This is a genomic window from Vannielia litorea (genome assembly GCF_900142295.1).
GTDB lineage: Bacteria > Pseudomonadota > Alphaproteobacteria > Rhodobacterales > Rhodobacteraceae > Vannielia > Vannielia litorea.
Genome location: NZ_FSRL01000001.1, coordinates 1,259,537 through 1,283,400, shown reverse-complemented (window position 1 = coordinate 1,283,400; position 23,864 = coordinate 1,259,537). Strand labels below are relative to the sequence as shown.

Below are 23,864 nucleotides of genomic sequence, written 5' to 3'. Positions count from 1 at the left end.
GTCTGGCTGAGCGTGTGAGCGAACGGAGGCCGGGCGCGGCAGAGGCGCTCCGTTCCGATGGCTCCGGCGGTCTTTGGACTCGATCCCGACCGACGCATGGGTCAGAACAGCTCGAGGTCGTCGCCTGCCTCTGCCGGTCGGGGCGCGGAAACCGGGGGCCGCGGCTCGTCGAACTTGGCGATCAGCATCTGCCGGGCACGGCCGCTCTCTGGCCAGAACTGGACCCGGCGTCCCTGCGTGCCACCGAGCGATTGCGCGGTCAGCGGGATCCTCTCGCGTTCAAGAAACTCGATCACGAAGGCACCGTTGCGGGCGCCGATGTCGGAACTGGCCTTGATCATGCGCGCGCCGCCGAAGACCTTGGCCTCGAGCCGATCCCGATGCGCGCCGGCCTTCAGCATGCCGTTGATCAGCAGTTCCATGGCATTGGCTCCGATGGCCGCCTCGTAGAGGTCGGTTCCGCCGCCGCCGGGCAGCAGGATGTGGTTCATGCCGCCAAGCCTGGCGTGGTTGTCCCACAGGCAGACCGAGACGCAACTCCCCAGGATGGTGGTGAGCAGCATGGCCGGATCGCCGGAGACCCCGAACTCGCCCTGTGCCACATGCATGGTCGATCCCTTCTGCATCATCCGATCGCAACAGGTTGCTTGCCGCAGATCGCCAGGATCTCGTCTCCCACGCGGTCAAGCGGAACCAGCGCCTCGGCGGCGCCGGTCTCCCAGGCGACGCGGGGCATGCCCCAGACCGTGCTGCTCTCCTTGCTTTGTGCGAGGCTGCGCGCGCCGCCGGCGCGCAGCTCGAGCATGCCGGCGGCGCCGTCGCGGCCCATGCCCGTGAGCAGGATGGCCAGAAGTTGCGGCGCGAGGCCGATGGCCGAATGGAACAGGCGGTCGACCGAGGGGCGGTGACCGCTGACGAGATCCCCCTCGGTCAGCCGGCACTGCGGAAGCGTCCCGACGCCCGCCCCGATCTGAAGCTCGAGATGGCATGGCCCGCCGGGGGCGAAGACGACCATGCCCTGCGCCAGTTCTAGCCCCGGTCGCGCGAGAACCACGCGTGGCGCGATCAGGCCAGACAGCCGGCGCGCGAGGCTCTCCATGAACGGGGCCGGCATGTGCTGGACGACAACGATTGGTGGGGCGTTGGGCGGCATGGCGCCGAGAACGCGCTCGAGCGCCTCGACCCCGCCGGTGGACGATCCGATGAGGACGATCCGGCCGTTCCAGCGAAAGCGGGTATGGTCGGGAGCCGCGGGTCGGGAAGCCCGGGGCTCGACCCGCGCCAGGGAGGCCTCGAAGATGCGGTCCGCAACCTCACCCGCGGTATCGCGACCACCGAAACCATCCTTGCCGAGGCAGTCGATCGCGCCGCGGGCGAGGGCCTCGACCGCGAGGTCGCTGCCCGGCCCGGTGCCGGAGGACAGCATGACAACGGGCAATGGCCGCAAGGATATGATCTTCTCGAGGAAACTCAGCCCATCCATGCGCGGCATCTCCACATCGAGGGTCACCACATGGGGGCGTGTGGCCTTGATGACGCTGCGCGCCTCGAAGGGGTCGCCGGCCTCTCCCACCACGTCGAAGCGCCCATCGGAGAGCAGGAGCCGCGCGAGCATGGCGCGCATGCTGGGGCTGTCGTCGACGATCACCACCCGTCTCTTTTCTGCCATGTCGGTCCTTCCCGTGGCTTCAGGGTCAAGGAGCGGAGATCAGAATTCCTCCCAGTCCTCGTCGGCGGCCGAGACCGCGAGCGCGGCCGTCCCCTGCGGGGCGCGGCCACTGCGGAAGGTCGCGGCGGGCCGGGAGCGCGACCCCGGGTCCGCCACCTGGGTCAGCGAGGGCCTGGCGGGCTGGTCCTCGGTCGCGGGTTTCGGCGCGGCGGACACGGCCCTGGCGGCCCCGGCGGGAGCGACCGATGCGGGCATGATACCGGGCGAGATGGCGGGGGCATCCGCATGCGCCGCGCTGTCGCCGATGCGGAACCGGCTCATCGTGCTCTTGAGCGTGTCAGCCTCGGTGGACAGCGCCTGGCTGGCGGCGTTGGTTTCCTCGAACATGGCGGCGTTCTGTTGCGTGACCTGGTCGAGCTGGTTCATCGCGGTGTTGATCTCATCGAGCCCGCTGGACTGTTCGCGGGCGGAGCGGGCGATCTCGGAGACGTGGCTGGCGATGTCGGACACGCTGGTGACGATGCCGCGCAGCGCCTCGCCGGTCTGGCCCACCAGATCGACCCCGCGCTTGACGTGGTCGCCCGAGGAGGAGATGAGGCTGGAGATCTCGCGGGCGGCGTCGGAGCTGCGCTGCGCCAAGGCCCGGACCTCGGAGGCGACCACGGCGAAGCCGCGGCCCGCCTCGCCGGCGCGGGCCGCCTCGACGCCGGCATTGAGAGCGAGCAGGTTGGTCTGGAAGGCGATGTCCTCGATGACGCTGATGATCTTTGAGATCTGGTCGGAGCTCTGGGAGATCTGGCCCATTGCGGCCACGGCCTCCCTGACCACCTCGCCGCCCTGCTCGGCATTGCCGCGCGCCTGGGTGACCATGTCATTGGCACGGTCGGCTCCGGCCGCGGCCGAGCGGACGCTGGAGGTGAGCTGGTCAAGCGCGGCGGCGGTCTCTTCGAGGGTCGTTGCCTGGCGCTCGGTGCGGCGCGACAGGTCGTCGGCCGAGGCCGCGATCTCGCCGACTTCACGGTGGATCGCCCCGGCATTGTCCATGACCATTCCGATGGCCTCGCAGAGCTTGCCGGCGGCCTGGTTGAAGTTGAGCCGCAGCTCCTCGTATTCTGCGGCGAAGCGCTCTTCGATGAGGTGGGTCAGGTCGCCGTCGGCCAGTGCGGTCAGGCCCACGCGCAGCCCGTCCACGACCTGCGACTGGGCCTTTGCGACGCGTAGCTGTTCCTGCTCGGCGGAGAGGAGCTTTTCACGATCGGCCGTGATGTCGGAGCCCATGAACAGGAACATGGCGGGCTGGCCATCGGTGTCGAGCACCGGGGAGAAGCCGCCCTGCAGCCAGCGACTGCTGTCGTCGGCCCCGCGCAGGCGGAACAGGCCGAAGACGCTCTCGCCCTTCTCGAGGCGCTCGAGGACATTGCCATGCTGCGCGGCCAGGTTCTCATCGAAGCTGAAGATGTCGAGGGCGGTGGACCCGACCATGTCTTCGGGCGTGCGACCCAGCACCGTAGCCATGGTGCCATTGACCTCGAAGATGCGGGCCTTTCGATCCATCTTGATCGTGGAGAGGAACTTGTCGATCGTGGTCATCAACGCGCGGTCCATGAACTCGCGGGTGGCATTGGACAGCTCCACGACGGTGCCGATGGTCCGGCCGTCCTCATCCGCCACCACGCCGACCCGCATGGCGAAGCGGGTGTCGCCCAGGCGGAAGAACAGCGTCTTGGGGAGGCCTTCCGGCTCTTCGACCGCGCGCCGGAGGCTCTCGGGGTTGGGCATCAGCCTGTCGATCGCGAGCCCGGTGATATCGGCGTCACCGTCGTGCAGCCCGTTGGAGGAGAACTCCGCGGCGTGGCGGCCCATGAAGTCGGTCATGGCGGCATTCACGTAGGTGACAGTCAGATCTGCGTCGAGCATCAGCATGGCTGCGGAGCTGGCCTGAAACCCGGCGCCGCGGAAGATGTTGTCGCGCTCGGCGTCGCGCGCGGCCTGCAAGGTCTCGCGCAGGGCCTCGCCGCTTCGGGCCATCTGGCCGAGTTCATCGCCGCGGTCGGTGCCGGTCATGGGTGTGGCGTAGTCTCCCCTAGCCAGCGCTTCGAGGCCCCGCTCCATCCCGTTGATCGGGCGAACCACCCCGCGCGACAGGGCGAAGCCGAGAGCGGTGGCGATGGCGAGCAGCACCGCCCCGCCGATGGCGCTTTCGGTGATGAGCCTGCGGATCGGGCCGAAGGCGTGCTGGTCCTTCATCTCAGCCGAGATCGCCCAGGTGAAGGCACCCAGTTCCACCGGGCCGTACACGGCAAGGCCCGGCGTCCCGTCCGAGAGAACCCCGCGAAGCTGCCCGGTCTCTCCGGCGAGGGCTCGGGTCAGGGCCTCGCTTCGAACCGGCGCGATGCCCTTCTCACCGGCCAGGCTGCGCGGCATGTCATCCGGCCCGGTGACCACGACCTGCACGGCCCCGTCGCCCTTGCCGGAGCCCGACAACAGCGGCGTCAGCTGGTTTGTGGGCATCTGGACGGCGAGCACACCCTGCACCTGGCCCTCGGCATTCAGGATCGCGATACCGGCAAAGCCGGCCGCCGCCCCGTGCGACGGGCCGTAGGGGGCAAAATCAACGAACATCACCGGGTCGACCGCGCCGGCCCTGTCGACCGCGCCGCGGAAGGCTTCGCCCAGGCCGGTCTCGGCCCAGGGGCCGGACTGGATGTTGGTGGCGAAGTCGAGCTCCTTGGCGACGGTGTAGACCAGGTTGCCGTCGGCATCGAAGAGGAAGATGTCATAGTAACCGCGGGTCTGAAGCAGCGCCCGGAAGAAGCCGTGGTAACGCTTGTGGGCGATCGAGTAGCCCGACCCGTCGGTGGCGAAGTCGAAGTTGTGCTTCTCGCCCTGCGGATGGGGGTTTGCCTCAATGTAGAGGTGTTGGAGCACGCCGGTCGGGTCGCTTCCCAGGGCTGCATAGGCTCCGGCCAGTTTCACGAGCGCGGCGGTCACGGTGTCTTCGCTTGCGTTGGTGGTCAGGTCCGCGCGGATCTGATCGACCCAGCCCTGCACCGCGCGCCTGTCCTGCTCCATGGTGGCACCGAGCCGGGCGACCGCCGTGGCCTCGGCATTGGCCAGCCCTTCCCGCGTGACGAGGCCGACGAGGCCCGCGACGGTGACGGCAACGGTAAGGAAGATCAGCAGCGGCAGCTTTGTCCGCAGGTTCATGTTGCGCAGCAGGGCCATGCACTCTCTCCAGGTCCGGTAACGGCGGCCGGCTCACGAGGCACGGGCCGCCACTCAGGATCCGGAAATGCCTGAAGGGTGCTAAAATAGATTTAACCAGTGTCGCAATTCGCGGCACCGGTTTCAGGCGGGTTGGCGCAGGCGGCCGAGGATGACCCAGGCCAACAGGGTTGCCCCCAGGCCGCAAGCCGCGATGGCCGCGACCATCGGCATTGCCGTGCCATCGTGGAACGGCGAGGCCAGGCTCACCGCCACGCCGCCTGCCACCATCTGGAGGGTGCCGCCCAGGCTCGAGGCCATGCCCGCGTTCTCGCCGTGGTCGTCGAGCGCCATCACCATCGTCGTGGGGATCACCAGCCCAAGGAAGGCGTTGCCGATGAAGAGCCCGGTCATCACGACCGCGAGCGACCCCGCGCCCGAGGCCACCACGGCAAGGAGCGTGGCCGTGGCGATGCCGAAGCCGGTGGCCCCGCCCAGCACGACCCGGGTGAGCCCCAGCCGGTCCGCCAGAGGCCCGGCGGCCTGGCTGGCGGCGAAGAAACCGGCCGCGTTGACGGCGAAGGCGAGGGAAAACTGCGTCGGCGTCAGGCCGAAGTCCTGGGTGTAGACGAAGGGCGCCAGCGCGAGGAAGATGAAGAAGCTGGCCATGCCGAGGCCGCCGACGAAGGTAAGGCCCATGAACTTCGGGTCACGCAGGAGCATGCGCGCCACGCGGGAGAGCGCCGCGACGTTCACCCTGACCCGGCGTTCCGGCGGCAGGGTCTCGGGCAGGGCAAAATGCATCAGGCTCACGCAGGCCACCGCCGCGACGGCCAGCACCCAGAAGATCGCGCGCCAGCCGGCCACGGCGGAAACGCCCGAGCCTGCCAGGGGTGCGAGCATCGGCGAGACCGAGATCACCAGCATGATCATCGCCATCATCCTCGTGGCCTCCGCGCCGGTGTGCAGGTCGCGGATGATCGCGCGGGGCACCACCATGACCGCCGCCCCGCCGAGGCCCTGCACGAAGCGCCAGGCCACCAGCGTGCCAAGGCTTTCGGCCATGGCCGCGCCGACGGATCCGAGGGCAAAGATGCCGAGGCCGACGTAGATCGGCACGCGCCGCCCAGCCTGGTCGGCCCAGGGGCCATAGACCAGCTGCGCGAGACCGAAGGCGATGAAATAGCCGATGATCGTGGCGCCCATGGCGGCCTCGTCGGCCCCGAGGGCTGCGCCGATCTCGGGCATGACGGGCAGGTACATGTCGATCGCGAAGGGCCCGACCATCGACATCAGGCCGAGAACGAGCGCAGACCGGAAGAGGCCTTTGGCCTGTGGCATGGTGGGTCCTTTCAGCTGGGCCGCGCGGCGTGTCGCGGCGGCGCGGTGAATTTAGCGACGGCAGACCGGGCGTCGAGCAGTTCGGGCAAAATTTCTTGCGCCGGACTTGTCTCTGCTGACAGATGGGCCGCATGACAGACCTTCCCGCACCCTTCGCCACCCACCGCATCGCCGGACACGGGGGCACCGAGCTGGCAGTGGCCGAATATGGCGCGCCGGATGGCCCGCCGATCCTGTTCGTTCACGGCTGGTCGCAGAGCCACCTGTCGTTTGCCCGGCAGTTCGCCGCGCCGGAGCTGGCGCGGTTTCGCATGGTGGGCTTCGACCTGCGGGGGCACGGAGCCTCGGGCAAGCCGGTGGACGAGGCGGCCTATGCCGGGTCGGAGCCCTGGGGCGGCGACATTGCCGCCATCATCGCGGCCCTCGGCCTGCGACGACCGCTGCTGCTGGGCTGGTCGATGGGCGGCAAGGCGCTTTGCGACTACCTCGCCCTGCATGGCGACGGCGCGCTGCGGGCGACGGCGATGATCGGCACCGGGCCGACCTCGGGCAGGTTCATCCCGCCGCAGGCGCGCGAGCTGCGCATGGCCGACCCCGACGTGATCGCCAGGGGGATGCTCTCGCCGGTGCTGCGCGAGAACCTTGCCGCCACCACGGCCTTTCTGCGCGCCTGTTTCCACCGCCAGCCTGCGCCGGAGGCGTTTGCCACCATGCTGGGTTTCAACATGATGTGCCCGCCCGAGATTCGCGGCCAGACGCGGCAGCGCGATGCCGACTATCGCCCCGCCGCGCGCGCGACACAGACCCCCTGCCTGGTGGTCTGGGGCGCCCATGAGCGGGTGATGCCGAAGCCGATCTTCGAGGAATGTGCCGCCGAGTTCGCCCATGCCGAGGCGCATGTGTTCGAGAGCTCGGGCCATGCGCCGTTCTGGGAGGAGCCAGCGCGGTTCAACGCGCTGCTGGCCGAGTTCGCAGGACGGGACCAAGGCTAGCCATTCACCGCCGCCTCGATCCTGGCCACGTCGATCTTGCGCATCTCCATCATCGCGGCAAAGGCCCGTTCGGCCACGGCACCGCCCGCCGCCATGGCCTCGGTCAGCACGCGCGGGGTGATCTGCCAGTGGATGCCCCAGCGGTCCGAGCACCAGCCGCAGGCGCTCTCCTTGCCGCCGTTGCCGACGATGGCGTTCCAGTAGCGGTCGGTCTCAGCCTGGTCGTCGGTGGCGACCTGGAAGGAGAAGGCCTCGGTATGCGGAAAGATCGGGCCGCCGTTCAGCCCGAGGCAAGGAATGCCCATAACGGTGAACTGCACCGTCAGCACCTGCCCCTTTTTTCCGCCCGGAAAGTCTCCGGGCGCGGTGTGGACCGCGTCGACCGAGCTTTCGGGAAAGGTCTTGGCGTAGAAGTGCGCGGCGCCTTCGGCGTCACTGTCGAACCACAGGCAGATGGTATTCCTGGCCGCGGGCATGCTGCGCCTCCCGATTAAGGTTGATATCAACTTTTTAGACGAGGCACGCGGGAAGTCAAGCCGTGTGCACGGGAGACGCGGGCCTCGGCGGCAGGTCGCCGTGCCTTAACGGCTCTTGCCCAGCATCCACTGGCCGCGCGGGTAGAAGGCGTGGAAGGCGAAGGCGAAGGCGAACATCAGGTCGTGCGGGATGTCGCGGCCCGAGGCGTCGCGGACCCGGATGTTGCCCACGTCGCGCCCGCTGGCGATCTCGCCCCGGTCGAGCGCGCTGGCCTGCCCGGCGGACCAGCTGATGACCACCCCCGCCTCGCGGATCTCGCCGGCCTCGGCCACGCGCGGCAGCGGCCAGGCGCGGGTTCCGACGCGGACCACGCGGACCAGCGGCGGCACGCCGTGGGGCGGCATCTCGCCGCTGAAGAGAAAGGGGCGCGCGGAGCTGTCGTAGCCCTTGTAGGGGTTCTGGCCATAGGGGCGGTTGTGCCGCGGCTCGGCCATGACCCGGCCGTCGGGGTTGCGCGCGGTGAAGCTCTCCCAGCTTTCCATCCAGCTCGGCACCTGGCGCAGATCGGCGCCGGTCATCTCACCCACGATCCCCTGCCCCATTGCCTGCTGCCACCAGCTCTCGGTCTGGCGGTCGTACATGACCATGTCGGAATGGCGGAGCTTGCCGGTCACGCCGAAGTCGAGCACCTGCCCGCGCAGGCGGCGGTCGAAGACGAGGGCGGAGTTGCAGAGCGGGCAATAGGTGACGGCGATGGGCGTACCGCCCATCCGGTCGTTCACGATTTCATGCCAGATGAGGTAGCGCAGCGGGTAGGCGCGGGCCTCGCGGCCGATCTCGACCGTGATCACCGGCTCGCGGGGCGACAGCCCTGCCCCCCTGGCCGCGCGGAACTGCGGGTCGGACAGCGCCGGGATGCCATCCCGGCCCGGACCGCCCGAGATGATCTCGACCCAGTTGCCGACGCTGGTGCGGGAGAAGTCGGTGCGGGGCCACTCGTGCTTCCAGAAGCCCGGATCGGCACTGGCGAGCCCTGTGCCGAGCACCAGAAGGGCCAAGGCCCGAAAAAGAAAACCCATGGCGCCCTCCCTCTGCGGGTCAAGGATGCCATGGGTCCGGTGCTTTACCTACCCCCGCTCACGCAGGGTTTATTTCACTCCTGAACGGTCACGCTCTCCATCACGTCGGGCGTGTCGACAATGCCGCTGCCGGGGGCGCCGCGGGTGATCGTGTCGACCACCTCCATGCCCTCCAGCACGTTGCCCACCACGGTGTACTGGCCGTCGAGATGGCCTGCGGGGGCGAACATGATGAAGAATTGGCTATTGGCGCTGTCGGGATCGTTGGTACGCGCCATGCCGACGGTGCCGCGCTGGTAGGGCTCGGCGGAGAACTCGGCCGGAAGGTCTGGCAGGTCGGAGCCGCCGGTGCCCGCGCGCGAGAGATCGGGCCCCTTGCCGAACTGCACGTCGCCGGTTTGCGCCATGAAGCCTTCCATCACGCGATGAAACACCACGCCGTCATAGGCCCCGGCCTCGGCCAGCGCGACGATGCGGCTCACATGCTCGGGGGCCAGATCGGGGCGCAGGTCGATGACCACCTCACCCTTGCCCGCCACAGTGATGACAAGGTTCGGGCCTGCGGTGTCTTCAGCCGCGGAGGCCTCGGTCACGGTGCCGTTGGTGAAGAGGAAGAAGGCCGCCAGGAAAGCCAGCCCGACGGCGAAGAGGCCGCCCGCGAAAACCTTGCTGTCAGACATCGGCGGCCACCTTGACGCTCTTCATCACGCCGGGCTGCGCGGGCGGCTCGCCGCGGGGGATGGCATCGACATGTTCCATGCCGTCGACCACCCGGCCATAGACGGTGTAGTTGCCATTGAGGAAGTGCACGTCATCGAAGCAGATGAAGAACTGGCTGTTGGCGCTGTCGGGGTTCTGGCTGCGGGCCGCCCCCAGCACGCCACGGTCGAAGGGCAGACGGCTGAACTCGGCGGGCACGTTGGGCAGGTCGGAACCGCCGGTGCCGGCGCGGCGCAGGTCGCCGCCGGCCTTGCCGTGGGCCACGTCGCCGGTCTGGGCCATGAAGCCCTCGATCACGCGGTGAAACACCACGCCGTCGTAGGCACCGGAGCGGGCCAGCTCCTTCATCCGCTCGCTGTGCTTGGGGGCCACGTCGGGCATCAGCTCGACGGTCACGGTGCCGCCCTCCAGCTCGATCAGGATGGTGTTCTCGGGGTCCTTGATGTCGGCCATATGCGCCTCCTCGTTTTCAAAGTCGCGCGCACCCTATGCGCCATGGGCTGGAAGGGAAAGGCCCGCGTTGACCGCACCGATCAAACCGGCGAGAACGGGGTAACGGACGCCCCACAGAAAGCGAGTGCGACATGGCCTGGAAAACCCTCGACGACATGGACCTGAAGGGCAAGCGCGTGCTCGTGCGGGTCGACATCAACGTGCCGGTCGACAACGGCAAGGTCACCGACACCACGCGGATCGACCGGATCGTGCCCACGGTGAAGGACATCCTGGCCAAGGGCGGCAAGCCGATCCTGATGGCGCATTTCGACCGGCCCAAGGGCAAGGTGGTGCCCGAGATGTCGCTCGCCGTCACCCTGCCGGCGCTGGAGGCGGCGCTGGGCCAGAAGGTGGCCTTTGCCGATGGCGGCTGGGATGCGGCGGTGGCCACGCTCGCGCCGGGCCAGGTGCTGCTGCTGGAGAACATGCGGTTCTTTCCGGGCGAGGAAAAGAACGACCCGGAGTTCGCCAAGGAGCTGGCCGCGCTGGGCGACATCTATTGCAACGATGCCTTCTCGGCCGCGCATCGGGCCCATGCCTCGACCGAAGGCGTGGCGCATCTGCTGCCGAGTTGCGTCGGGCGCAACATGCAGGAGGAGCTGGAGGCGCTGGAGGGCGCTTTGGGCGACCCGATCCGGCCGGTGGCGGCTGTGGTGGGCGGGGCCAAGGTTTCGACCAAGATCACGCTGCTCTCCAACCTGCTCGACAAGGTCGATCACCTGATCATCGGCGGCGGGATGGCCAACACCTTCCTGATGGCGCAGGGCCACGAGATCGGAAAGTCGCTCGCCGAGGCCGAGATGACCGGTACCGCGCTGGAGATCCTGGAAAAGGCCAAGGGGGCGGGCTGCCGGATCCACCTGCCGGTCGACGTGGTGGTGGCCGAGGAGTTCAAGGCCCGCGCGCCGCACAAGGTCTGCCCCGCCGATGCCTGCCCGGCGGAGGGGATGATCCTCGATGCGGGGCCGAAGACGGTGGCCAACATCTGCGCCATCTTCGAAGAGTGCGAGACGGTGATCTGGAACGGCCCTCTGGGCGCCTTCGAGCTGATGCCCTTTGGGGCCGCCACCTATGCCGCCGCGCGACAAGCCGGTGCGCTGACCGACCGGGGCGAGCTGATCACCGTGGCAGGCGGCGGCGACACGGTCTCGGCGCTGAACAACGCCAATGCGGTGCACCAGTTCACCTATATCTCCACAGCGGGCGGCGCCTTTCTGGAGTGGATGGAGGGCAAGACCCTGCCGGGCGTGGCGGCGCTTGGCGGCTGAAACCTGCGGCCATTCGCAGGCGTGACCGGCGGACTCGCTCGGGTCAGACCCGAGGGTGACGGCGCAGATCGGCAGCGGCGCCCGGCGTTAGCGCAATCACCTTTGCCTTCGCCAACGGCCCCGGCTATCCCTCCTCCCGACAGTCGAACAACGAGGGACCATCCATGCCGAACGCCGAGCAGAAACAGAAGATCGCAGCGGGTCAGGGCTTTATTGCGGCGCTCGACCAGTCGGGCGGCTCCACGCCCAAGGCGCTGCGGCTCTACGGGGTGGACGAATCCAGCTACGGCACCGACGAAGAGATGTTCGACCTGATTCACCAGATGCGCGCGCGCATCGCCACCGCGCCGGCCTTCACCGGCGACAAGGTGATCGGCGCGATCCTGTTCGAAAAGACAATGGACCGCGACATCGCGGGCAAGCCCGCCGCGCAGTTTCTCTGGGAGGAGCGCGGGGTGGTGCCGTTTCTCAAGATCGACAAGGGGCTGGAAGAGGAAAAGGACGGCGTGCAGCTGATGAAGCCGATCCCCGGCCTCTCGGAGCTGCTGACGCGCGCCGCCGAGAAGGGGATCTTCGGCACCAAGGAGCGCTCGGTGATTCATGCCGCCAACCCGGCGGGCATTGCCGCCAACGTGGCGCAGCAGTTCGAGCTGGGCGCGCAGGTGTTGGAACACGGGCTGGTGCCGATCCTGGAGCCGGAGATCAACATCAATGCCTCCGACAAACTCGAGGCCGAGGCCCTGCTGCGCGACGAGATCCTCAAGCGGCTCGACGCCCTGCCCGGCACCTCGGACGTGATGCTGAAGCTCACGCTGCCCGAGCAGCCCAACCACTACAAGCCGCTGGTCGACCACCCGCGCGTGCTGAAGGTGGTGGCGCTGTCGGGCGGGTACACGCGCGAGGAGGCCAACACGCGCCTGGCGCAGAACACCGGCATGGTGGCGAGCTTCTCGCGGGCGCTGACCGAAGGGCTCTCCGACAGCCAGTCGGATGGCGAGTTCAACGAGACGCTCGGCGCGGCGATCCGCTCGATTCACGCGGCCTCTGTCGCCGGCTGAGCGCGCGCGCCAGCTAAATTGCCACAGTGGTTCGAGAAATTTCCTTCTGCCCGCGCAGAAGGGGATTAACCTGACAGCCGTTTCGTGCGAGCCTGCACCGACGAGGCCCGCAAAGAGGCCCGCGACAACGAGGCACGACGGTATGGCAGTTTCTCGCAGACGACCGGCTTTTGGCGTGGTGATCTATTTCGCCGTGACGCTTTCGCTCGGGCTCTACTTCACCTTTGCGGCGGTCCAGGGCGACTACGGGCTGTTCCGTCGCATCGAGATCGAGGCGGAGGCGAGCGAGCTGAAGCTCGAGCGCGAGCGGCTGAAGGTCGAGGTTGCGGCCCTGCGCAACAAGACGCACCGGATGTCGGACGATTACCTCGACCTCGACCTGCTAGACCAGCAGGCGCGCGACGTTCTGGGCCTGATCCGCGCCGACGAGATCGTCATCCGCTGAGGTCGTCTCTGCACCGCGGCATGGCGCAGGTAGCGGTGTTTTGCCAATCATCCCTGAATCTGATGCGTTAACCGCTTGTGTTTACAGGCGGAACGTCAGACCCTGCCCCCCGTGTCAAATTTTCATGTGCATCCCCGGATGGGCGATGCTAATACATGGTTCAACGTTAAACTACTTTTCAGACTCGGGGAGGAGAGGCTGCCATGGCGGCTCGGAAGACCACCAGGAAGACACCTGCGAAGTCCAACACGTCGAAGGACGAGTTGCTCACCTACTATCGCGACATGCTGCTCATTCGCCGGTTCGAGGAAAAGGCCGGCCAGCTCTACGGCATGGGCCTGATCGGCGGCTTCTGCCACCTCTACATCGGCCAGGAGGCCGTGGTGGTGGGACTCGAAGCGGCTTCGAAGGAAGGCGACAAGCGGATCACCTCCTATCGTGACCACGGTCACATGCTGGCCTGCGGGATGGATCCGAAGGGCGTGATGGCCGAGCTGACCGGCCGCGAGGGCGGCTACTCCAAGGGCAAGGGCGGCTCGATGCACATGTTCTCCAAGGAGAAGCATTTTTATGGCGGCCACGGCATCGTCGGCGCCCAGGTGCCGCTCGGCGCAGGCCTCGCCTTTGCCGACCAGTACAGCGGCAACGACAACGTGACCTTCACCTATTTCGGCGATGGTGCGGCCAACCAGGGGCAGGTCTACGAGACCTTCAACATGGCCGCGCTGTGGAAGCTGCCGGTGATCTTCGTCATCGAGAACAACCAGTACGCCATGGGCACCTCGCAGGCCCGCTCGACCTCGACCGAAGACATTCATACCCGCGGCATCCCCTTCGGCATCCCCGGCGAGATCGTCGACGGGATGGACGTGATGGCCGTCAAGGAGGCCGGCGCAAAGGCGGTGGCGCACTGCCGCAACGGCGACGGCCCCTACATCCTGGAAGTGAAGACCTACCGCTACCGCGGGCACTCCATGTCGGACCCGGCCAAGTACCGGACCCGCGAGGAGGTGCAGAAGATGCGCGAGGAGCGTGACCCGATCGAGCGGGTGCGCGCGATGCTGCTGGAGGGCAGCCATGCCTCCGAGGATGACCTGAAGGCCATCGACAAGGAGATCAAGGATATCGTCAACGAGAGCGCCGAGTTCGCCAAGGAGAGCCCCGAGCCCGCGCTCGAGGAACTCTGGACCGATATCTACGCCGAAGTGGCGCCGCAGGAAGCCTGAGGGGAGAACTGACGATGGCAACCGAACTGCTCATGCCCGCGCTTTCTCCGACGATGGAGGAAGGCACGCTTGCAAAATGGCTGGTGAAGGAGGGCGATACCGTATCGTCCGGTGACATCCTGGCCGAAATCGAGACCGACAAGGCGACGATGGAATTCGAGGCCGTCGATGAAGGCGTCATCGGCAAGATCCTCGTCTCCGAGGGCACCGAGGGGGTAAAGGTGAACACCCCCATCGCGGTGATCCTGGAAGACGGCGAGGATGCCTCCGCCGCCGAGAGCGCCGGGTCGGCCAAGGCCGAGGAGGCGCCGAAGCAAGAGACCGCCCCCGCCCCGGCCGCCGCGAAGGCGGAAGCGCCCAAGGCGCCCGAGGTCGATGCCTCGCCGGACTGGCCCGAGGGCACCGAGATGGTGCAGACCACCGTGCGCGAGGCCCTGCGCGATGCCATGGCCGAGGAGATGCGGAAGGACGACACCGTGTTCCTGATGGGCGAGGAGGTGGCCGAGTACCAGGGCGCCTACAAGATCTCCCAGGGCATGCTCGACGAGTTCGGGCCCAAGCGGGTGATCGACACGCCGATCACCGAGCACGGCTTTGCCGGCATCGCCACCGGCGCGGCCTTCGGCGGGTTGCGGCCCATCGTGGAGTTCATGACCTTCAACTTCGCCATGCAGGCGATCGACCACATCATCAACTCTGCCGCCAAGACGCTCTACATGTCGGGCGGCCAGATGGGCGCGCCGATGGTATTTCGCGGCCCCAACGGCGCCGCGGCCCGCGTGGCGGCCCAGCACAGCCAGGACTACGCGGCCTGGTACGCGATGATCCCCGGCCTGAAGGTGGTGATGCCCTACTCGGCGGCCGATTACAAAGGCCTGATGAAGACGGCAATCCGCGACCCGAACCCGGTGATCTTCCTCGAGAACGAGATCCTCTACGGCCGCACCTTCGACGTGCCCAAGCTGGACGATTTCACCGTGCCCTTCGGCAAGGCGAAGATCTGGCGGCAGGGCGAGGACGTGACCATCGTCAGCTTCGGGATCGGCATGCAGTACGCCCTGGAAGCGGCTGAAAAACTTGCAGAAGACGGGATCAGCGCCGAGGTCATCGACCTGCGCACGCTGCGCCCGATGGACACGGCCACCGTGGTCAAGTCGGTGATGAAGACCAACCGCTGCGTCACGGTCGAGGAGGGCTGGCCGGTGGGCTCCATCGGCGGGCACATCTCCTCGGTGCTGATGCAGGAGGCCTTCGACTACCTCGATGCCCCCGTGATCAACTGCACCGGCAAGGACGTGCCCATGCCCTATGCCGCCAACCTCGAGAAACACGCGCTAGTGACCACCGCAGAGGTGATCGAGGCCGTGAAAAAAGTCACCTACCGGTAAGGAGAGAGAGCGATGCCCACCGAAGTTCTGATGCCCGCCCTCTCCCCCACCATGGAGCAAGGCACCCTTGCAAAATGGCTGGTGAAGGAGGGCGATACCGTCTCGTCCGGCGACCTGCTGGCAGAGATCGAGACTGACAAGGCGACGATGGAGTTCGAAGCCGTCGATGAAGGCGTGATCGGCAAGATCCTCGTGGCCGAGGGCACCGAGGGGGTGGCCGTGAACACCCCCATCGCGGTGCTGCTCGAAGAGGGCGAGAGCGCCGATGACATCAAGGCTGGCGGCGACGCGCCCAAGGCGGCGGCTCCTGCCAAGGAAGAGAAGGCCGAGGCGGCCCCTGCCCCGGCCGCCAGCGCGGCTCCGGCCGCCCCGGCCCGTGACGGGGAGCGCATCTTTGCCTCGCCGCTCGCCCGCCGGATCGCCAAGGACAAGGGCGTCGACCTTTCGGCCATCAAGGGCTCCGGCCCGCATGGGCGGATCGTGAAGGCCGATGTCGAGAACGCGCAGCCCGGCGCCGCACCCGCCAAGGAGGCCGCCAAGGCCCCTGCCCCGGCTGCTGCCGCCGCAGCCCCCGCCGGCCCCTCCACCGATGCCGTGCTCAAGATGTACGAAGGCCGGGACTTCGAGGAGGTCAAGCTGGACGGGATGCGCAAGACGATTGCCGCGCGTCTCACCGAGGCCAAGCAGACCATCCCGCACTTCTACCTGCGGCGCGACATCAAGCTCGATGCGCTGATGAAGTTCCGCGCCCAGCTGAACAAGCAGCTGGAAGGTCGGGGCGTGAAGCTCTCGGTCAACGACTTCATCATCAAGGCCAGCGCGCTGGCGCTCCAGCAGGTGCCCGATGCCAATGCGGTCTGGGCCGGGGACCGGATGCTGAAGCTGAAGCCCTCCGACGTGGCCGTGGCCGTGGCGATCGACGGCGGGCTCTTCACCCCGGTTCTGAAGGACGCGCATCTGAAGTCGCTCTCGGCGCTTTCGGCGGAGATGAAGGACCTCGCGGGCCGTGCCCGCGACCGCAAGCTCGCGCCGCATGAATATCAGGGCGGCAGCTTCGCGATCTCCAACCTCGGCATGTTCGGCATCGACAACTTCGACGCCGTCATCAACCCGCCCCACGGCGCGATCCTCGCGGTGGGCTCGGGCGTGAAGAAGCCGGTGGTGGGCGCCGATGGCGAGCTGACCGTGGCCACGGTGATGAGCGTCACCCTCTCGGTCGATCACCGGGTGATCGACGGGGCGCTCGGCGCGCAGCTGTTGCAGGCGCTGGTCGACAACCTCGAGAACCCGATGGTGATGCTGGCCTGAACGGGCCGGAACGATTGCAAAGGGCCTCGCCTCGGCGGGGCCCTTTTGCGTTTCAGTCGCGTCGCATCTCCTGCCGGCGCATCGGCATGGCGTCGATGGTTGCGAAGAGGGTTTCGGGGGCGATCGCCTGGCCCGACCGGAGCTTGAGGCCGCCGTCCTTGCCGAAGAGCAGCATCGCGAACCCCTCGGGCGCGAACCGCTGGCGCAGGGCTGTGGCTGCTCTGGGGTCGGTATCGGTCAGAACCACGATATCGCGGTCTGCCAGCGCCGCCCGGACACTGGCGAGCGCTGCAAGAGCCTGGTCGAGCTGAGGATCGTCTGGATGCTCGGCGAAGATCACCACCGGGCGTTTCTGCCAGCGCCAGGGCGCCAGCGCATCGGCGCCCGGCGCGAGGTCGCGGGCGAGGCCGTCGGCATCAGACGGGCCCGCGCCCATTCCGGCGGCCGCAAAGGCCAGGGTAAGGGCGAGGGGATAGCGGGTTGATCCGAGGGGCATGGGGTTCTCCGTCCGTTGCGTCAGGAGAACAACGCATCAGGCGCCCGAATGGATCAGGGCGCCCGCCGTCAGTCGGCCCCGCCGAGCAGCTGGTTCATCGAGACGGAGGGCTGCGAGCAGCCGGCCTTGCCGACGATCTTGGCCGGCACGCCCGCCACGGTGCTCTCGGGCGGCACGTCATGCAGCACCACGGAGCCTGCCGCGATGCGCGAGCAGCAGCCGACCTTGATGTTGCCCAGCACCTTTGCACCCGCGCCGATCAGCACGCCATCGCCGATCTTGGGGTGCCGGTCCTCATCTTCCTTGCCGGTGCCGCCCAGGGTCACCGAGTGCAGGATCGAGACGTTGTCACCGACCACCGCCGTTTCGCCGAAGACGACCGAGTGGGCGTGATCGAGGAAGATGCCCTTGCCGACACGGCAGGCGGGGTGAATATCGACCCCGAAGGCCTCGGAAATCCGCATCTGGAAGAAATAGGCCATGTCGTGGCGGCCCTGCTCCCAGAGCCAGTGGCCGACACGGTAGGCCTGGATTGCCTGATATCCCTTGAAATACATCAGCGGCTGGAGAAACCGGTGGCAGGCCGGGTCGCGCTCGTAGACCGCCACCAGGTCGGCCCGGGCGGCCTGGCCGATGGCGGGGTCTGCGGCATAGGCCTCATCGGCAATTTCGCGCAGCAATTGCTCCGACATCTCGCCCGAGGCCAGCTTCATCGAGATCCGGAAGGCCAGAGCCTGCTCCATGGATTTGTGGTGCAACACGCAGGAATGCATCAACCCGCCGAGAAGAGGCTCGAGGCCGATCGCCTCCTCGCCCTCGCGGATGATGCGATCCCATACCGGATCGACTTCGGTCAGCTTGCTCTTGGTCTGGGCCATGGTCATGTCCTTGCGCGTGCTGATAGCCTATTAGCCCAGATAGGCCCGCATGGCCAATTGCAATGGCAAATGGGGAGGAAAACGCATCGTGATGGAGGGCGACCGGCCACAGGGGATTCGCGCCCGGCTCCTGGCACGCCTGGAGGAGCTGGCCAACGAAGAGCGGCTTGGTCGAGACGGAAGGAAGGTGGTGCAGCTCGACCAGCAGGCCGTGGGGCGGCTGAGCCGCATGGATGCGCTGCAATCGCAAGCCATGGCACAGGCCGCCAGCCGGAACCGGGCGACCGAAGACCGCAGGATCAGGGCCGCTCTGTCGCGGCTGGATGAAGGGGAATACGGGTATTGCACCGATTGCGGGGAGGAGATTGCCGCCGCGCGTCTGGATCACGACCCTGCGGCAGCTCTTTGCATCTCCTGTGCCCGGGGCTGACCCTCAGGGGCTCAATCTCCGGCCGGTCCGAAACCGGATGACGGCCTCGAGGACCATGGACCAGCACTGGGCATAGTCGAAATCCTCGAAACTCCGAGCCGGATGGCGCGGCTGCCGCGCCACCGCCGCCCCCAGGGTGCCATCGCCCCAGGCGCGATGCATGCGTCCGGTGACCTGGCGAAACCTGTCGGCCGCGTCCGCGAAGGCGATGAACCTCGCCAACGCGCGCGGGCGCTCCTCCTCGCTGAGCGGAAGGAGCACCCGGACGACCTCGCAGATGTCGCTGTGATGAAGTGGTCGCATCACAGGCCGGGCAGTTCGATCGTGTAGTAATGCGCCGCCACCCGGATCGCGCCGCCGGCGAAGTCGCCACCGACCGCGGTCAGTTTCAGGGGCGTGGCGGAATACCATGTGGTCGGCGCGCCGAGCAGACCGGTGCAATAGCTTCCCTGCCCCAGCCCGAGCCCGGTTCCGAACTGGCCTTCCGACCCGTTGATGCCGAAGCTCCAGCTCGAGAGCGTGCCGGTGATCGCCGTGCTGACCCGTGCGGACACGGCGAAGACCATGGCGTTCGGCGGCACCTGCGTCGTTGTCGTGCTGGTGGCTCCGGCCCCGAGGCTGTGGTCGAACTCGAGCACCTGCATCCGCGACGCGGCCCCCGAGGGACTGGCCGCCATCAGCGGCGGCTGCCATGCGGTGCCGTCCCAGAGCGCGTCGGTCGCGGTGTCGACGATCCAGGCCCGCCACCCGACCTGCGGCGCAAGAAAATCCCACCCGCCATTGTCGCCGATGGCCAGCTTGCCGCTTTGGCCCGCCCAAGCGTTGACCGCCCCTGGGGGCACGAACCAGCACGCACCGTCGACAACGACCGCGGGCGGCGTGGCCGTGGAGGCCGATTGCAGGCGCAGTTGCGCCAGCCCGTCGAGCCGCATCAGAGCGGCGTTCACTGTCACATGCTTCTGTGCCTGGCTCGCCTGAACAAGCGGCAGTTTGAGCTGCGTGGTCTCAGCCATCCATTTCACCCTTTCCAAAAAGACCCGGTCCGTAGCGCTCGGAGATCTGCGCCACGTGAATTTCAAACGTCCCCGTCACACCGTCGCCGGCCTGATGCGGTGCGCCATAGGTCCAGGCCGGGCTCGACGATGTCGCCTCGCGCACCACCGCCCCGCCCTGAACCACCCGAACAAGATAGGCTTCGCTCGCCTCCCCGAGCGGCACCTCCGGCACCTCCCACCCGTCGCCGTCGATCCGCGTCCGCCGCACCCAGCTCACATGCAGGTCGCCCGCCGCATCCCGGCGGCCCTTGATATGCACCGGGGCGTAGGGCCTCAGGCCGTTGCCGTCGAAGGCCGCCTGTTGCTCCACGTAGGACGGGTCGGTGTAGGGTCGCCCTGCCGGGCCGATCCGATAGATACGCGAAAGCCGCCGGGCCGCGCTGGCCAGTTCGAGCTGCGTCAGGCTGCCGTCCAGCAGCACGACCTGGCTGCCGACCGGCCAGGACCCCGGCATCAGCCCGTCGGTGCCAAGCTGCCCCCTCAGGCGCAGGCTCAGCTCGTAGGTGCGCCCGGCCACGAGGTCTGCGGTCATGAACTGGAATATCTCCCAGTTGCCCGAACTCCCGTCACCGATGGCCATCGCGTTACGGCCCGCGAGCACCTGCGCTTCGGTCGCCGATGAAAGCGCGCCAGTGCTGAGGTGTACCCGCAGCGGCGCACCGCGATCCCACTGCCCGGGGCGCGCCGCGTCCAGAGCAGTCTCGGTCACGCCGATGATCGAGCGGGACGAAATGAGCCGGTTCAGATCGTAGGTCTCACCGGTGACAGAGCCATAAACGGCAACTGTCCCCGGCCACGGCACCGCCGTCACCGCCACATGGGGGGCGTGTTCCACTTCCGCGCCGGTGAGCAGCGGCAGGTCGAGGAACAGCGGGTAGACGGGCAGAGGCGGCACGAAGCCGACCAGAGCCACCGGATCATCTATGGCGTCGCTCGGCCTGTAGATGTTGGGTTCCACCCGGACGGCATCAATGATCTGGCTCGCGCCCTGCTCGACCCGATCCACCCGATAGGCGGCCATCCGGTCCTCGGTCGGCAGGGTGATCACATCCCCTGCCCCGATCCCCAGCATCGAAGGGGGCAGCGCAAACCGCGCCGTGTCGCGTGCCACGCGCGCTTCTGCGAGCCACCTTTCAACGATGGCCTGTGCCTCGCCATTGGTCAGCGCGAGGGGCAACTCAGACTGGGACACCGCATAGGTCACCTCGTCGGGAAAGATCGCTTCGGCAGCACGCACTTCGTAGTCGCCGTTGCTCTCCACGTAGTTGAGCCGCACCTTGCCCGCAGTCTCGGCCGCAGGCGACCGGACGAGCGTGATGTCGGCGTCCAGATCGTCGGTGACGGCCAGCGTCTCGCGCTCGATCATTCCGCCCGAGAGCCCGTTGCGGCTGGAGAACCGCAGCACGCCACCGCGCTCCACGGCATCGAAGCCGAAGGCCAGCATCAAGGGTTGCAGCGCCGCGCGCGCACCGTCGATCTCGGAAACGCTGAAGCCGCGCACCAGGCCGTGCAGCCGCTCCAGGTCCAGGCTGTCGAGATCGAGGCCTGAACGCAGGCAGAGCTCGGCCACCACCGCCGGCAGCGCCTCGCTTGTCACCCGACCGTTCAGCCAATGCCCGCGCGCGTAATTCTCGCCGTCGCTCCAGAGGTCGAGCGCCGCCGGGAAATAGGGAAAGGGTCGCGCATCCCAGGCCCAGACATGGGCGCGGCTCATGTCGACCATCGGCCCGCCATACACGGCTGACACCGGGTTGTTGCCCGCTTCCTCGAAATGCGCCGAAACCGCCCGCAGGTATTGTGCCTGGATCAGGTCATCGCGCGTGCCGTCGGAGTAATACGGCAGGCCGCTCTCGGAGCTCTTGACGTCGAGAAACTTGTTTGGCTGGTTGGTGCCCTTGTCGAGCGCGGCGCAGCCCAGTTCGGTGAACCAGATCGGCTTGCTCTCTGGCACCCAATCGGTGGGCGAGGCCTGCCGGACGCCGCCGATGCGCTCGTGGTGGGTGTTTCGCCACCAGCCCTTCAGATCCTTGTAGCGATAGATCCAGTCCTCGCCATGGGCTCCGTCGGCAATCGGCGTGCGGATCTGGTGCTCGCGCGCGGACTCATGCGCGTAGTACCAGTCGTACCCCTCGCCGCCTGCGACATTGGCCTTGAGATAGTCCAGGTCGTAGATCGCGCCCATCCCGGCATCGGCGTGATCTTCGCCATCGCGCCAATCGGAGAGCGGCATGTAATTGTCGATGCCGATGAAGTCGATGTTGGAGTCCGCCCAGAGTGGATCGAGATGAAAGTACACGTCGCCAGAGCCGTCCTCCGGCCGGTGGCCGAAATACTCGCTCCAGTCCGCCGCATAGCCGATCTTGCAGGTTTGCCCCAGGATGCCGCGCAGCTCGGCCGCGAGGGCCTGCATCTGCGCAACCGCAGGAAAGCCGCTCGCACCCCGGATCTGTGTCAGGCCGCGCATCTCCGAGCCGAGGCAGAAAGCATCGACCCCTCCGGCCGCCGCGCAGAGATGCGCATAATGCAGGATGAACCGCCGGAACGACCATTCCTCAGGGCCCGCGTAGGCCACGACCTTTCCGTTCACGGAAAAGTCGCTCGCATCGGCGGCACCGAAGAAAGCGGCCACCTCGGCATCGGCGGCGGCGGTGCCATCGGGCGATCCCGGGCGCCCTGCCGCGACCGACTGGGTAATCCGTCCGCGCCAGGGCAGCCTCGGCTGATCCGCCGCGCCGCTCCACGGGTCCGGGAGACCATTGCCGTCAAGCTGGTCCATCAGGATGAAGGGGTAGAACACCACCTGCTGACCCGCGGCTTTCAAGGCTCCGATGGCTTCCACCACCGCCGCATCCGCCGGCGTGCCACCGTAGATCGGCCGGTCCTCCTCGTCGCGCGGTGTCAGGTCTGCGGCCGCGCGACTCAGGCCGCTGACCTTCCAGTTCATCGGCTTGCCGTCGAATTCCCCCTGCTCCACCTTCGGCTTGATCTCGCAGGAACCGCAGCGCAGATCGTCGCCGAACCAGCTCACCACGAGCGAGACCGATCCGCAGGCCGGAAGTTCCTCGCCCAGCATGTCGAGCGACACCGCGAAGTCGGTCTTGCCGGTCGGATTGTTGACGTTGGCCGATTGGCTGCGCCCCTGGCCGAAGCTGTAGTGCACCGGCGTGGTGGCCAGGGCGTATTCGCCCGTGCCCGGCACCAGCGCCACCGCCTTGACCACGCGGCTGAGGCTGCGGGCTTCCGGCGTGTCCACCGCCTCGCTGACCGGACGGACAACCTCGAACGACAGCTGCGGCACCCGGTTGCCGAAATCGCCCAGCTCGAGATCCTCGATCACCACATAGGCCACGCCACGGTAACTCGGCACCGTACCCGCGCCTTCCACGGCTTCCATCTTCGGGTCCGGCAACTGGTCTTCGCTGCCGGTGTAGACGCGCATGTTCAGGTCGCCGGGAGCCAGCTCAACCCCGTCCGCCCAGATTCGCCCGACACGCCCGATCTCGCCCTCGCAGAGGGCCACGGCCAGGCTGATCGAGTAGCTGTGGCTCCGCACGGTTGGACCGCTCGGCGCACCCTTTCCGCCGGTCTTCTCCTCGTGCACGGTCTCCTTGAACTGGGTCGCCCAGATCACCTGTCCGCCCACGCGCATCCGCCCGTAGAGCTGCCCGATCGGCGCGCCTTCGCTCGCCCCGGTCACCCGGAAACGCTCGACCTTGCCGGTCTCCACGACCTGGCTGCCCTGCCCCATCAGCCGCTGGTCGATGACCCGGCCCAGGGTGGCGCCGACGGCGCGCCCGATGACCGCCCCCGAGAGGCCCAGAAAGGTGCCACCCAAGGTGGAGCCAAGCGCCGCGCCCGCCGCCGAAAGAAGTATCGTCGCCATCAGATCATCCCTCCGGGAAACTCGAACCTCGCCGCCACGCGACGCGCCCAGGGCCGCGTGAACGAACTCTCCACCACCCCGTGCCCGGAATAGGCATGGATGAAACTGGTTTCCGCGCCGATCCGGGCCTGGATGCCCAGATGCTTGGCCACAGCGTCCTGGCGCATCCGGAACAGGATCACATCGCCTGCAGCATCCGGAGCACAGGCCGGTTTCTCGACCAGATGCCGCCGTGCCGCGGCCCAGAGCGCCTCCTCCCGCGCCGGCTCCGACCAATCGCGGCTGTAGGCCGGCACCGCCTCGGGCTCCTCACCCCACAACTCGCGCCAGACCCCGCGCAGCAGGCCCAGGCAGTCGCAGCCGGCGCCCTTGCACGAAGCCTGATGCCGATAGGGCGTGCCAATCCAGCCGCGGGCCAGTGCAACCACCTGCTCCCCCACCCTCATGTCCCG

At 67.7% G+C, this 23,864-nt stretch carries 22 protein-coding genes; 8 read left to right on the top strand and 14 right to left on the bottom strand.

From position 1 onward, the window contains the following. Positions 1–101 precede the first annotated feature (101 nt). From BUR94_RS06465 to BUR94_RS06450, 4 genes are all read right to left on the bottom strand, one after another. Positions 102–629 (bottom strand): chemotaxis protein CheD, encoded by a 528-nt coding sequence (locus BUR94_RS06465; protein ID WP_074255405.1) that lies wholly within the window; start codon positions 627–629, stop codon positions 102–104. After that, a complete protein-coding gene (cheB, locus tag BUR94_RS06460) occupies positions 626–1,669 on the bottom strand; it encodes a chemotaxis-specific protein-glutamate methyltransferase CheB (RefSeq protein ID WP_074255404.1) in 1,044 nt (347 codons plus the stop codon). The genes BUR94_RS06465 and cheB overlap by 4 nt, the downstream gene beginning before the upstream one ends. 39 nt (positions 1,670–1,708) lie before the next feature. Next, positions 1,709–4,894 (bottom strand): methyl-accepting chemotaxis protein, encoded by a 3,186-nt coding sequence (locus BUR94_RS06455; RefSeq protein ID WP_074255403.1) that lies wholly within the window; start codon positions 4,892–4,894, stop codon positions 1,709–1,711. Positions 4,895–5,017: 123 nt separating this feature from the next. Then, entirely contained in the window at positions 5,018–6,214 is a 1,197-nt protein-coding gene (locus BUR94_RS06450; protein ID WP_074255402.1) for a multidrug effflux MFS transporter, read from the bottom strand. 131 nt (positions 6,215–6,345) lie between these two features. Between BUR94_RS06450 and BUR94_RS06445 the strand changes: the two genes are divergently transcribed. Then, positions 6,346–7,206, top strand: coding sequence for an alpha/beta fold hydrolase (locus BUR94_RS06445; RefSeq protein WP_175570430.1), 861 nt, complete (start codon positions 6,346–6,348; stop codon positions 7,204–7,206). On the opposite strand, the gene BUR94_RS06440 is transcribed toward BUR94_RS06445, so the two are convergent. From BUR94_RS06440 to BUR94_RS06425, 4 genes are all read right to left on the bottom strand, one after another. Then, positions 7,203–7,682, bottom strand: coding sequence for a VOC family protein (locus BUR94_RS06440; RefSeq protein ID WP_074255400.1), 480 nt, complete (start codon positions 7,680–7,682; stop codon positions 7,203–7,205). The genes BUR94_RS06445 and BUR94_RS06440 overlap by 4 nt on opposite strands. Positions 7,683–7,787: 105 nt before the next feature. After that, positions 7,788–8,762, bottom strand: a complete 975-nt coding sequence (locus BUR94_RS06435) for a DUF3179 domain-containing protein (protein ID WP_074255399.1) — start codon at positions 8,760–8,762, stop codon at positions 7,788–7,790. 74 nt (positions 8,763–8,836) lie between these two features. Further along, positions 8,837–9,442, bottom strand: a complete 606-nt coding sequence (locus BUR94_RS06430; protein WP_074255398.1) for a peptidylprolyl isomerase — start codon at positions 9,440–9,442, stop codon at positions 8,837–8,839. Beyond that, positions 9,435–9,935: a peptidylprolyl isomerase gene (locus BUR94_RS06425; RefSeq protein WP_074255397.1), complete on the bottom strand. Its 501-nt coding sequence runs from the start codon at positions 9,933–9,935 to the stop codon at positions 9,435–9,437. Before BUR94_RS06425 ends, BUR94_RS06430 begins: the two co-directional genes overlap by 8 nt. Before the next feature lie 131 nt (positions 9,936–10,066). On the opposite strand from BUR94_RS06425, the gene BUR94_RS06420 reads away from it, so the two are divergent. The 6 genes from BUR94_RS06420 (at position 10,067) to BUR94_RS06395 (ending at position 16,670) form a co-directional block, all read left to right on the top strand. After that, on the top strand, positions 10,067–11,245 hold the full coding sequence (locus tag BUR94_RS06420; protein WP_074255396.1) for a phosphoglycerate kinase: 1,179 nt from the start codon (positions 10,067–10,069) through the stop codon (positions 11,243–11,245). Positions 11,246–11,409: 164 nt separating this feature from the next. Further along, positions 11,410–12,303, top strand: coding sequence for a fructose bisphosphate aldolase (locus BUR94_RS06415; RefSeq protein WP_074255395.1), 894 nt, complete (start codon positions 11,410–11,412; stop codon positions 12,301–12,303). 142 nt (positions 12,304–12,445) lie between these two features. Continuing rightward, on the top strand, positions 12,446–12,748 hold the full coding sequence (locus tag BUR94_RS06410; protein WP_074255394.1) for an FtsB family cell division protein: 303 nt from the start codon (positions 12,446–12,448) through the stop codon (positions 12,746–12,748). 203 nt (positions 12,749–12,951) lie between these two features. After that, entirely contained in the window at positions 12,952–13,974 is a 1,023-nt protein-coding gene (gene pdhA, locus BUR94_RS06405; protein ID WP_074255393.1) for a pyruvate dehydrogenase (acetyl-transferring) E1 component subunit alpha, read from the top strand. A gap of 14 nt (positions 13,975–13,988) precedes the next feature. Beyond that, the gene (locus BUR94_RS06400; protein WP_074255392.1) at positions 13,989–15,362 is read left to right on the top strand and encodes a pyruvate dehydrogenase complex E1 component subunit beta; all 1,374 of its coding nucleotides are present in this window, start codon (positions 13,989–13,991) and stop codon (positions 15,360–15,362) included. A 12-nt stretch (positions 15,363–15,374) separates the two neighbouring features. Beyond that, positions 15,375–16,670 (top strand): pyruvate dehydrogenase complex dihydrolipoamide acetyltransferase, encoded by a 1,296-nt coding sequence (locus BUR94_RS06395; RefSeq protein WP_074255391.1) that lies wholly within the window; start codon positions 15,375–15,377, stop codon positions 16,668–16,670. A gap of 52 nt (positions 16,671–16,722) precedes the next feature. Here the strand turns inward: BUR94_RS06395 and BUR94_RS06390 are convergent, their stop codons facing one another. After that, positions 16,723–17,166, bottom strand: a complete 444-nt coding sequence (locus tag BUR94_RS06390) for a DUF4174 domain-containing protein (RefSeq protein ID WP_245794387.1) — start codon at positions 17,164–17,166, stop codon at positions 16,723–16,725. 68 nt (positions 17,167–17,234) lie between these two features. After that, a complete protein-coding gene (gene cysE / locus BUR94_RS06385; protein ID WP_074255390.1) occupies positions 17,235–18,044 on the bottom strand; it encodes a serine O-acetyltransferase in 810 nt (269 codons plus the stop codon). 91 nt (positions 18,045–18,135) lie between these two features. Between cysE and BUR94_RS06380 the strand changes: the two genes are divergently transcribed. Further along, positions 18,136–18,474, top strand: a complete 339-nt coding sequence (locus tag BUR94_RS06380) for a TraR/DksA family transcriptional regulator (RefSeq protein WP_074255389.1) — start codon at positions 18,136–18,138, stop codon at positions 18,472–18,474. A 3-nt stretch (positions 18,475–18,477) separates the two neighbouring features. On the opposite strand, the gene BUR94_RS06375 is transcribed toward BUR94_RS06380, so the two are convergent. From BUR94_RS06375 to BUR94_RS06360, 4 genes are read right to left on the bottom strand one after another with little or no spacing between them, the layout of a single operon-like run. Further along, positions 18,478–18,777 (bottom strand): DUF7742 family protein, encoded by a 300-nt coding sequence (locus tag BUR94_RS06375; protein WP_074255388.1) that lies wholly within the window; start codon positions 18,775–18,777, stop codon positions 18,478–18,480. Next, a complete protein-coding gene (locus tag BUR94_RS06370; protein WP_074255387.1) occupies positions 18,777–19,487 on the bottom strand; it encodes a DUF2793 domain-containing protein in 711 nt (236 codons plus the stop codon). The genes BUR94_RS06375 and BUR94_RS06370 overlap by 1 nt, the downstream gene beginning before the upstream one ends. Further along, on the bottom strand, positions 19,480–23,412 hold the full coding sequence (locus BUR94_RS06365; RefSeq protein ID WP_074255386.1) for a baseplate multidomain protein megatron: 3,933 nt from the start codon (positions 23,410–23,412) through the stop codon (positions 19,480–19,482). Before BUR94_RS06365 ends, BUR94_RS06370 begins: the two co-directional genes overlap by 8 nt. Beyond that, a complete protein-coding gene (locus BUR94_RS06360) occupies positions 23,412–23,858 on the bottom strand; it encodes a C40 family peptidase (RefSeq protein ID WP_074255385.1) in 447 nt (148 codons plus the stop codon). Before BUR94_RS06360 ends, BUR94_RS06365 begins: the two co-directional genes overlap by 1 nt. Positions 23,859–23,864: the final 6 nt, after the last annotated feature.

Bases quoted from the DNA above. Each gene is read 5' to 3' on its own strand.
- BUR94_RS06430 (WP_074255398.1), bottom strand. From the start codon at position 9,442: ATGTCTGACAGCAAGGTTTTCGCGGGCGGCCTCTTCGCCGTCGGGCTG.
- cysE (WP_074255390.1), bottom strand. From the start codon at position 18,044: ATGGCCCAGACCAAGAGCAAGCTGACCGAAGTCGATCCGGTATGGGAT.
- BUR94_RS06395 (WP_074255391.1), top strand. From the start codon at position 15,375: ATGCCCACCGAAGTTCTGATGCCCGCCCTCTCCCCCACCATGGAGCAA.
- BUR94_RS06370 (WP_074255387.1), bottom strand. From the start codon at position 19,487: ATGGCTGAGACCACGCAGCTCAAACTGCCGCTTGTTCAGGCGAGCCAG.
- BUR94_RS06445 (WP_175570430.1), top strand. From the start codon at position 6,346: ATGACAGACCTTCCCGCACCCTTCGCCACCCACCGCATCGCCGGACAC.
- BUR94_RS06450 (WP_074255402.1), bottom strand. From the start codon at position 6,214: ATGCCACAGGCCAAAGGCCTCTTCCGGTCTGCGCTCGTTCTCGGCCTG.
- BUR94_RS06455 (WP_074255403.1), bottom strand. From the start codon at position 4,894: ATGGCCCTGCTGCGCAACATGAACCTGCGGACAAAGCTGCCGCTGCTG.
- pdhA (WP_074255393.1), top strand. From the start codon at position 12,952: ATGGCGGCTCGGAAGACCACCAGGAAGACACCTGCGAAGTCCAACACG.
- BUR94_RS06410 (WP_074255394.1), top strand. From the start codon at position 12,446: ATGGCAGTTTCTCGCAGACGACCGGCTTTTGGCGTGGTGATCTATTTC.
- BUR94_RS06400 (WP_074255392.1), top strand. From the start codon at position 13,989: ATGGCAACCGAACTGCTCATGCCCGCGCTTTCTCCGACGATGGAGGAA.
- BUR94_RS06380 (WP_074255389.1), top strand. From the start codon at position 18,136: ATGGAGGGCGACCGGCCACAGGGGATTCGCGCCCGGCTCCTGGCACGC.
- BUR94_RS06420 (WP_074255396.1), top strand. From the start codon at position 10,067: ATGGCCTGGAAAACCCTCGACGACATGGACCTGAAGGGCAAGCGCGTG.
- BUR94_RS06390 (WP_245794387.1), bottom strand. From the start codon at position 17,166: ATGCCCCTCGGATCAACCCGCTATCCCCTCGCCCTTACCCTGGCCTTT.
- BUR94_RS06440 (WP_074255400.1), bottom strand. From the start codon at position 7,682: ATGCCCGCGGCCAGGAATACCATCTGCCTGTGGTTCGACAGTGACGCC.
- BUR94_RS06435 (WP_074255399.1), bottom strand. From the start codon at position 8,762: ATGGGTTTTCTTTTTCGGGCCTTGGCCCTTCTGGTGCTCGGCACAGGG.
- BUR94_RS06365 (WP_074255386.1), bottom strand. From the start codon at position 23,412: ATGGCGACGATACTTCTTTCGGCGGCGGGCGCGGCGCTTGGCTCCACC.
- BUR94_RS06425 (WP_074255397.1), bottom strand. From the start codon at position 9,935: ATGGCCGACATCAAGGACCCCGAGAACACCATCCTGATCGAGCTGGAG.
- BUR94_RS06375 (WP_074255388.1), bottom strand. From the start codon at position 18,777: ATGCGACCACTTCATCACAGCGACATCTGCGAGGTCGTCCGGGTGCTC.
- BUR94_RS06415 (WP_074255395.1), top strand. From the start codon at position 11,410: ATGCCGAACGCCGAGCAGAAACAGAAGATCGCAGCGGGTCAGGGCTTT.
- BUR94_RS06360 (WP_074255385.1), bottom strand. From the start codon at position 23,858: ATGAGGGTGGGGGAGCAGGTGGTTGCACTGGCCCGCGGCTGGATTGGC.
- BUR94_RS06465 (WP_074255405.1), bottom strand. From the start codon at position 629: ATGATGCAGAAGGGATCGACCATGCATGTGGCACAGGGCGAGTTCGGG.
- cheB (WP_074255404.1), bottom strand. From the start codon at position 1,669: ATGGCAGAAAAGAGACGGGTGGTGATCGTCGACGACAGCCCCAGCATG.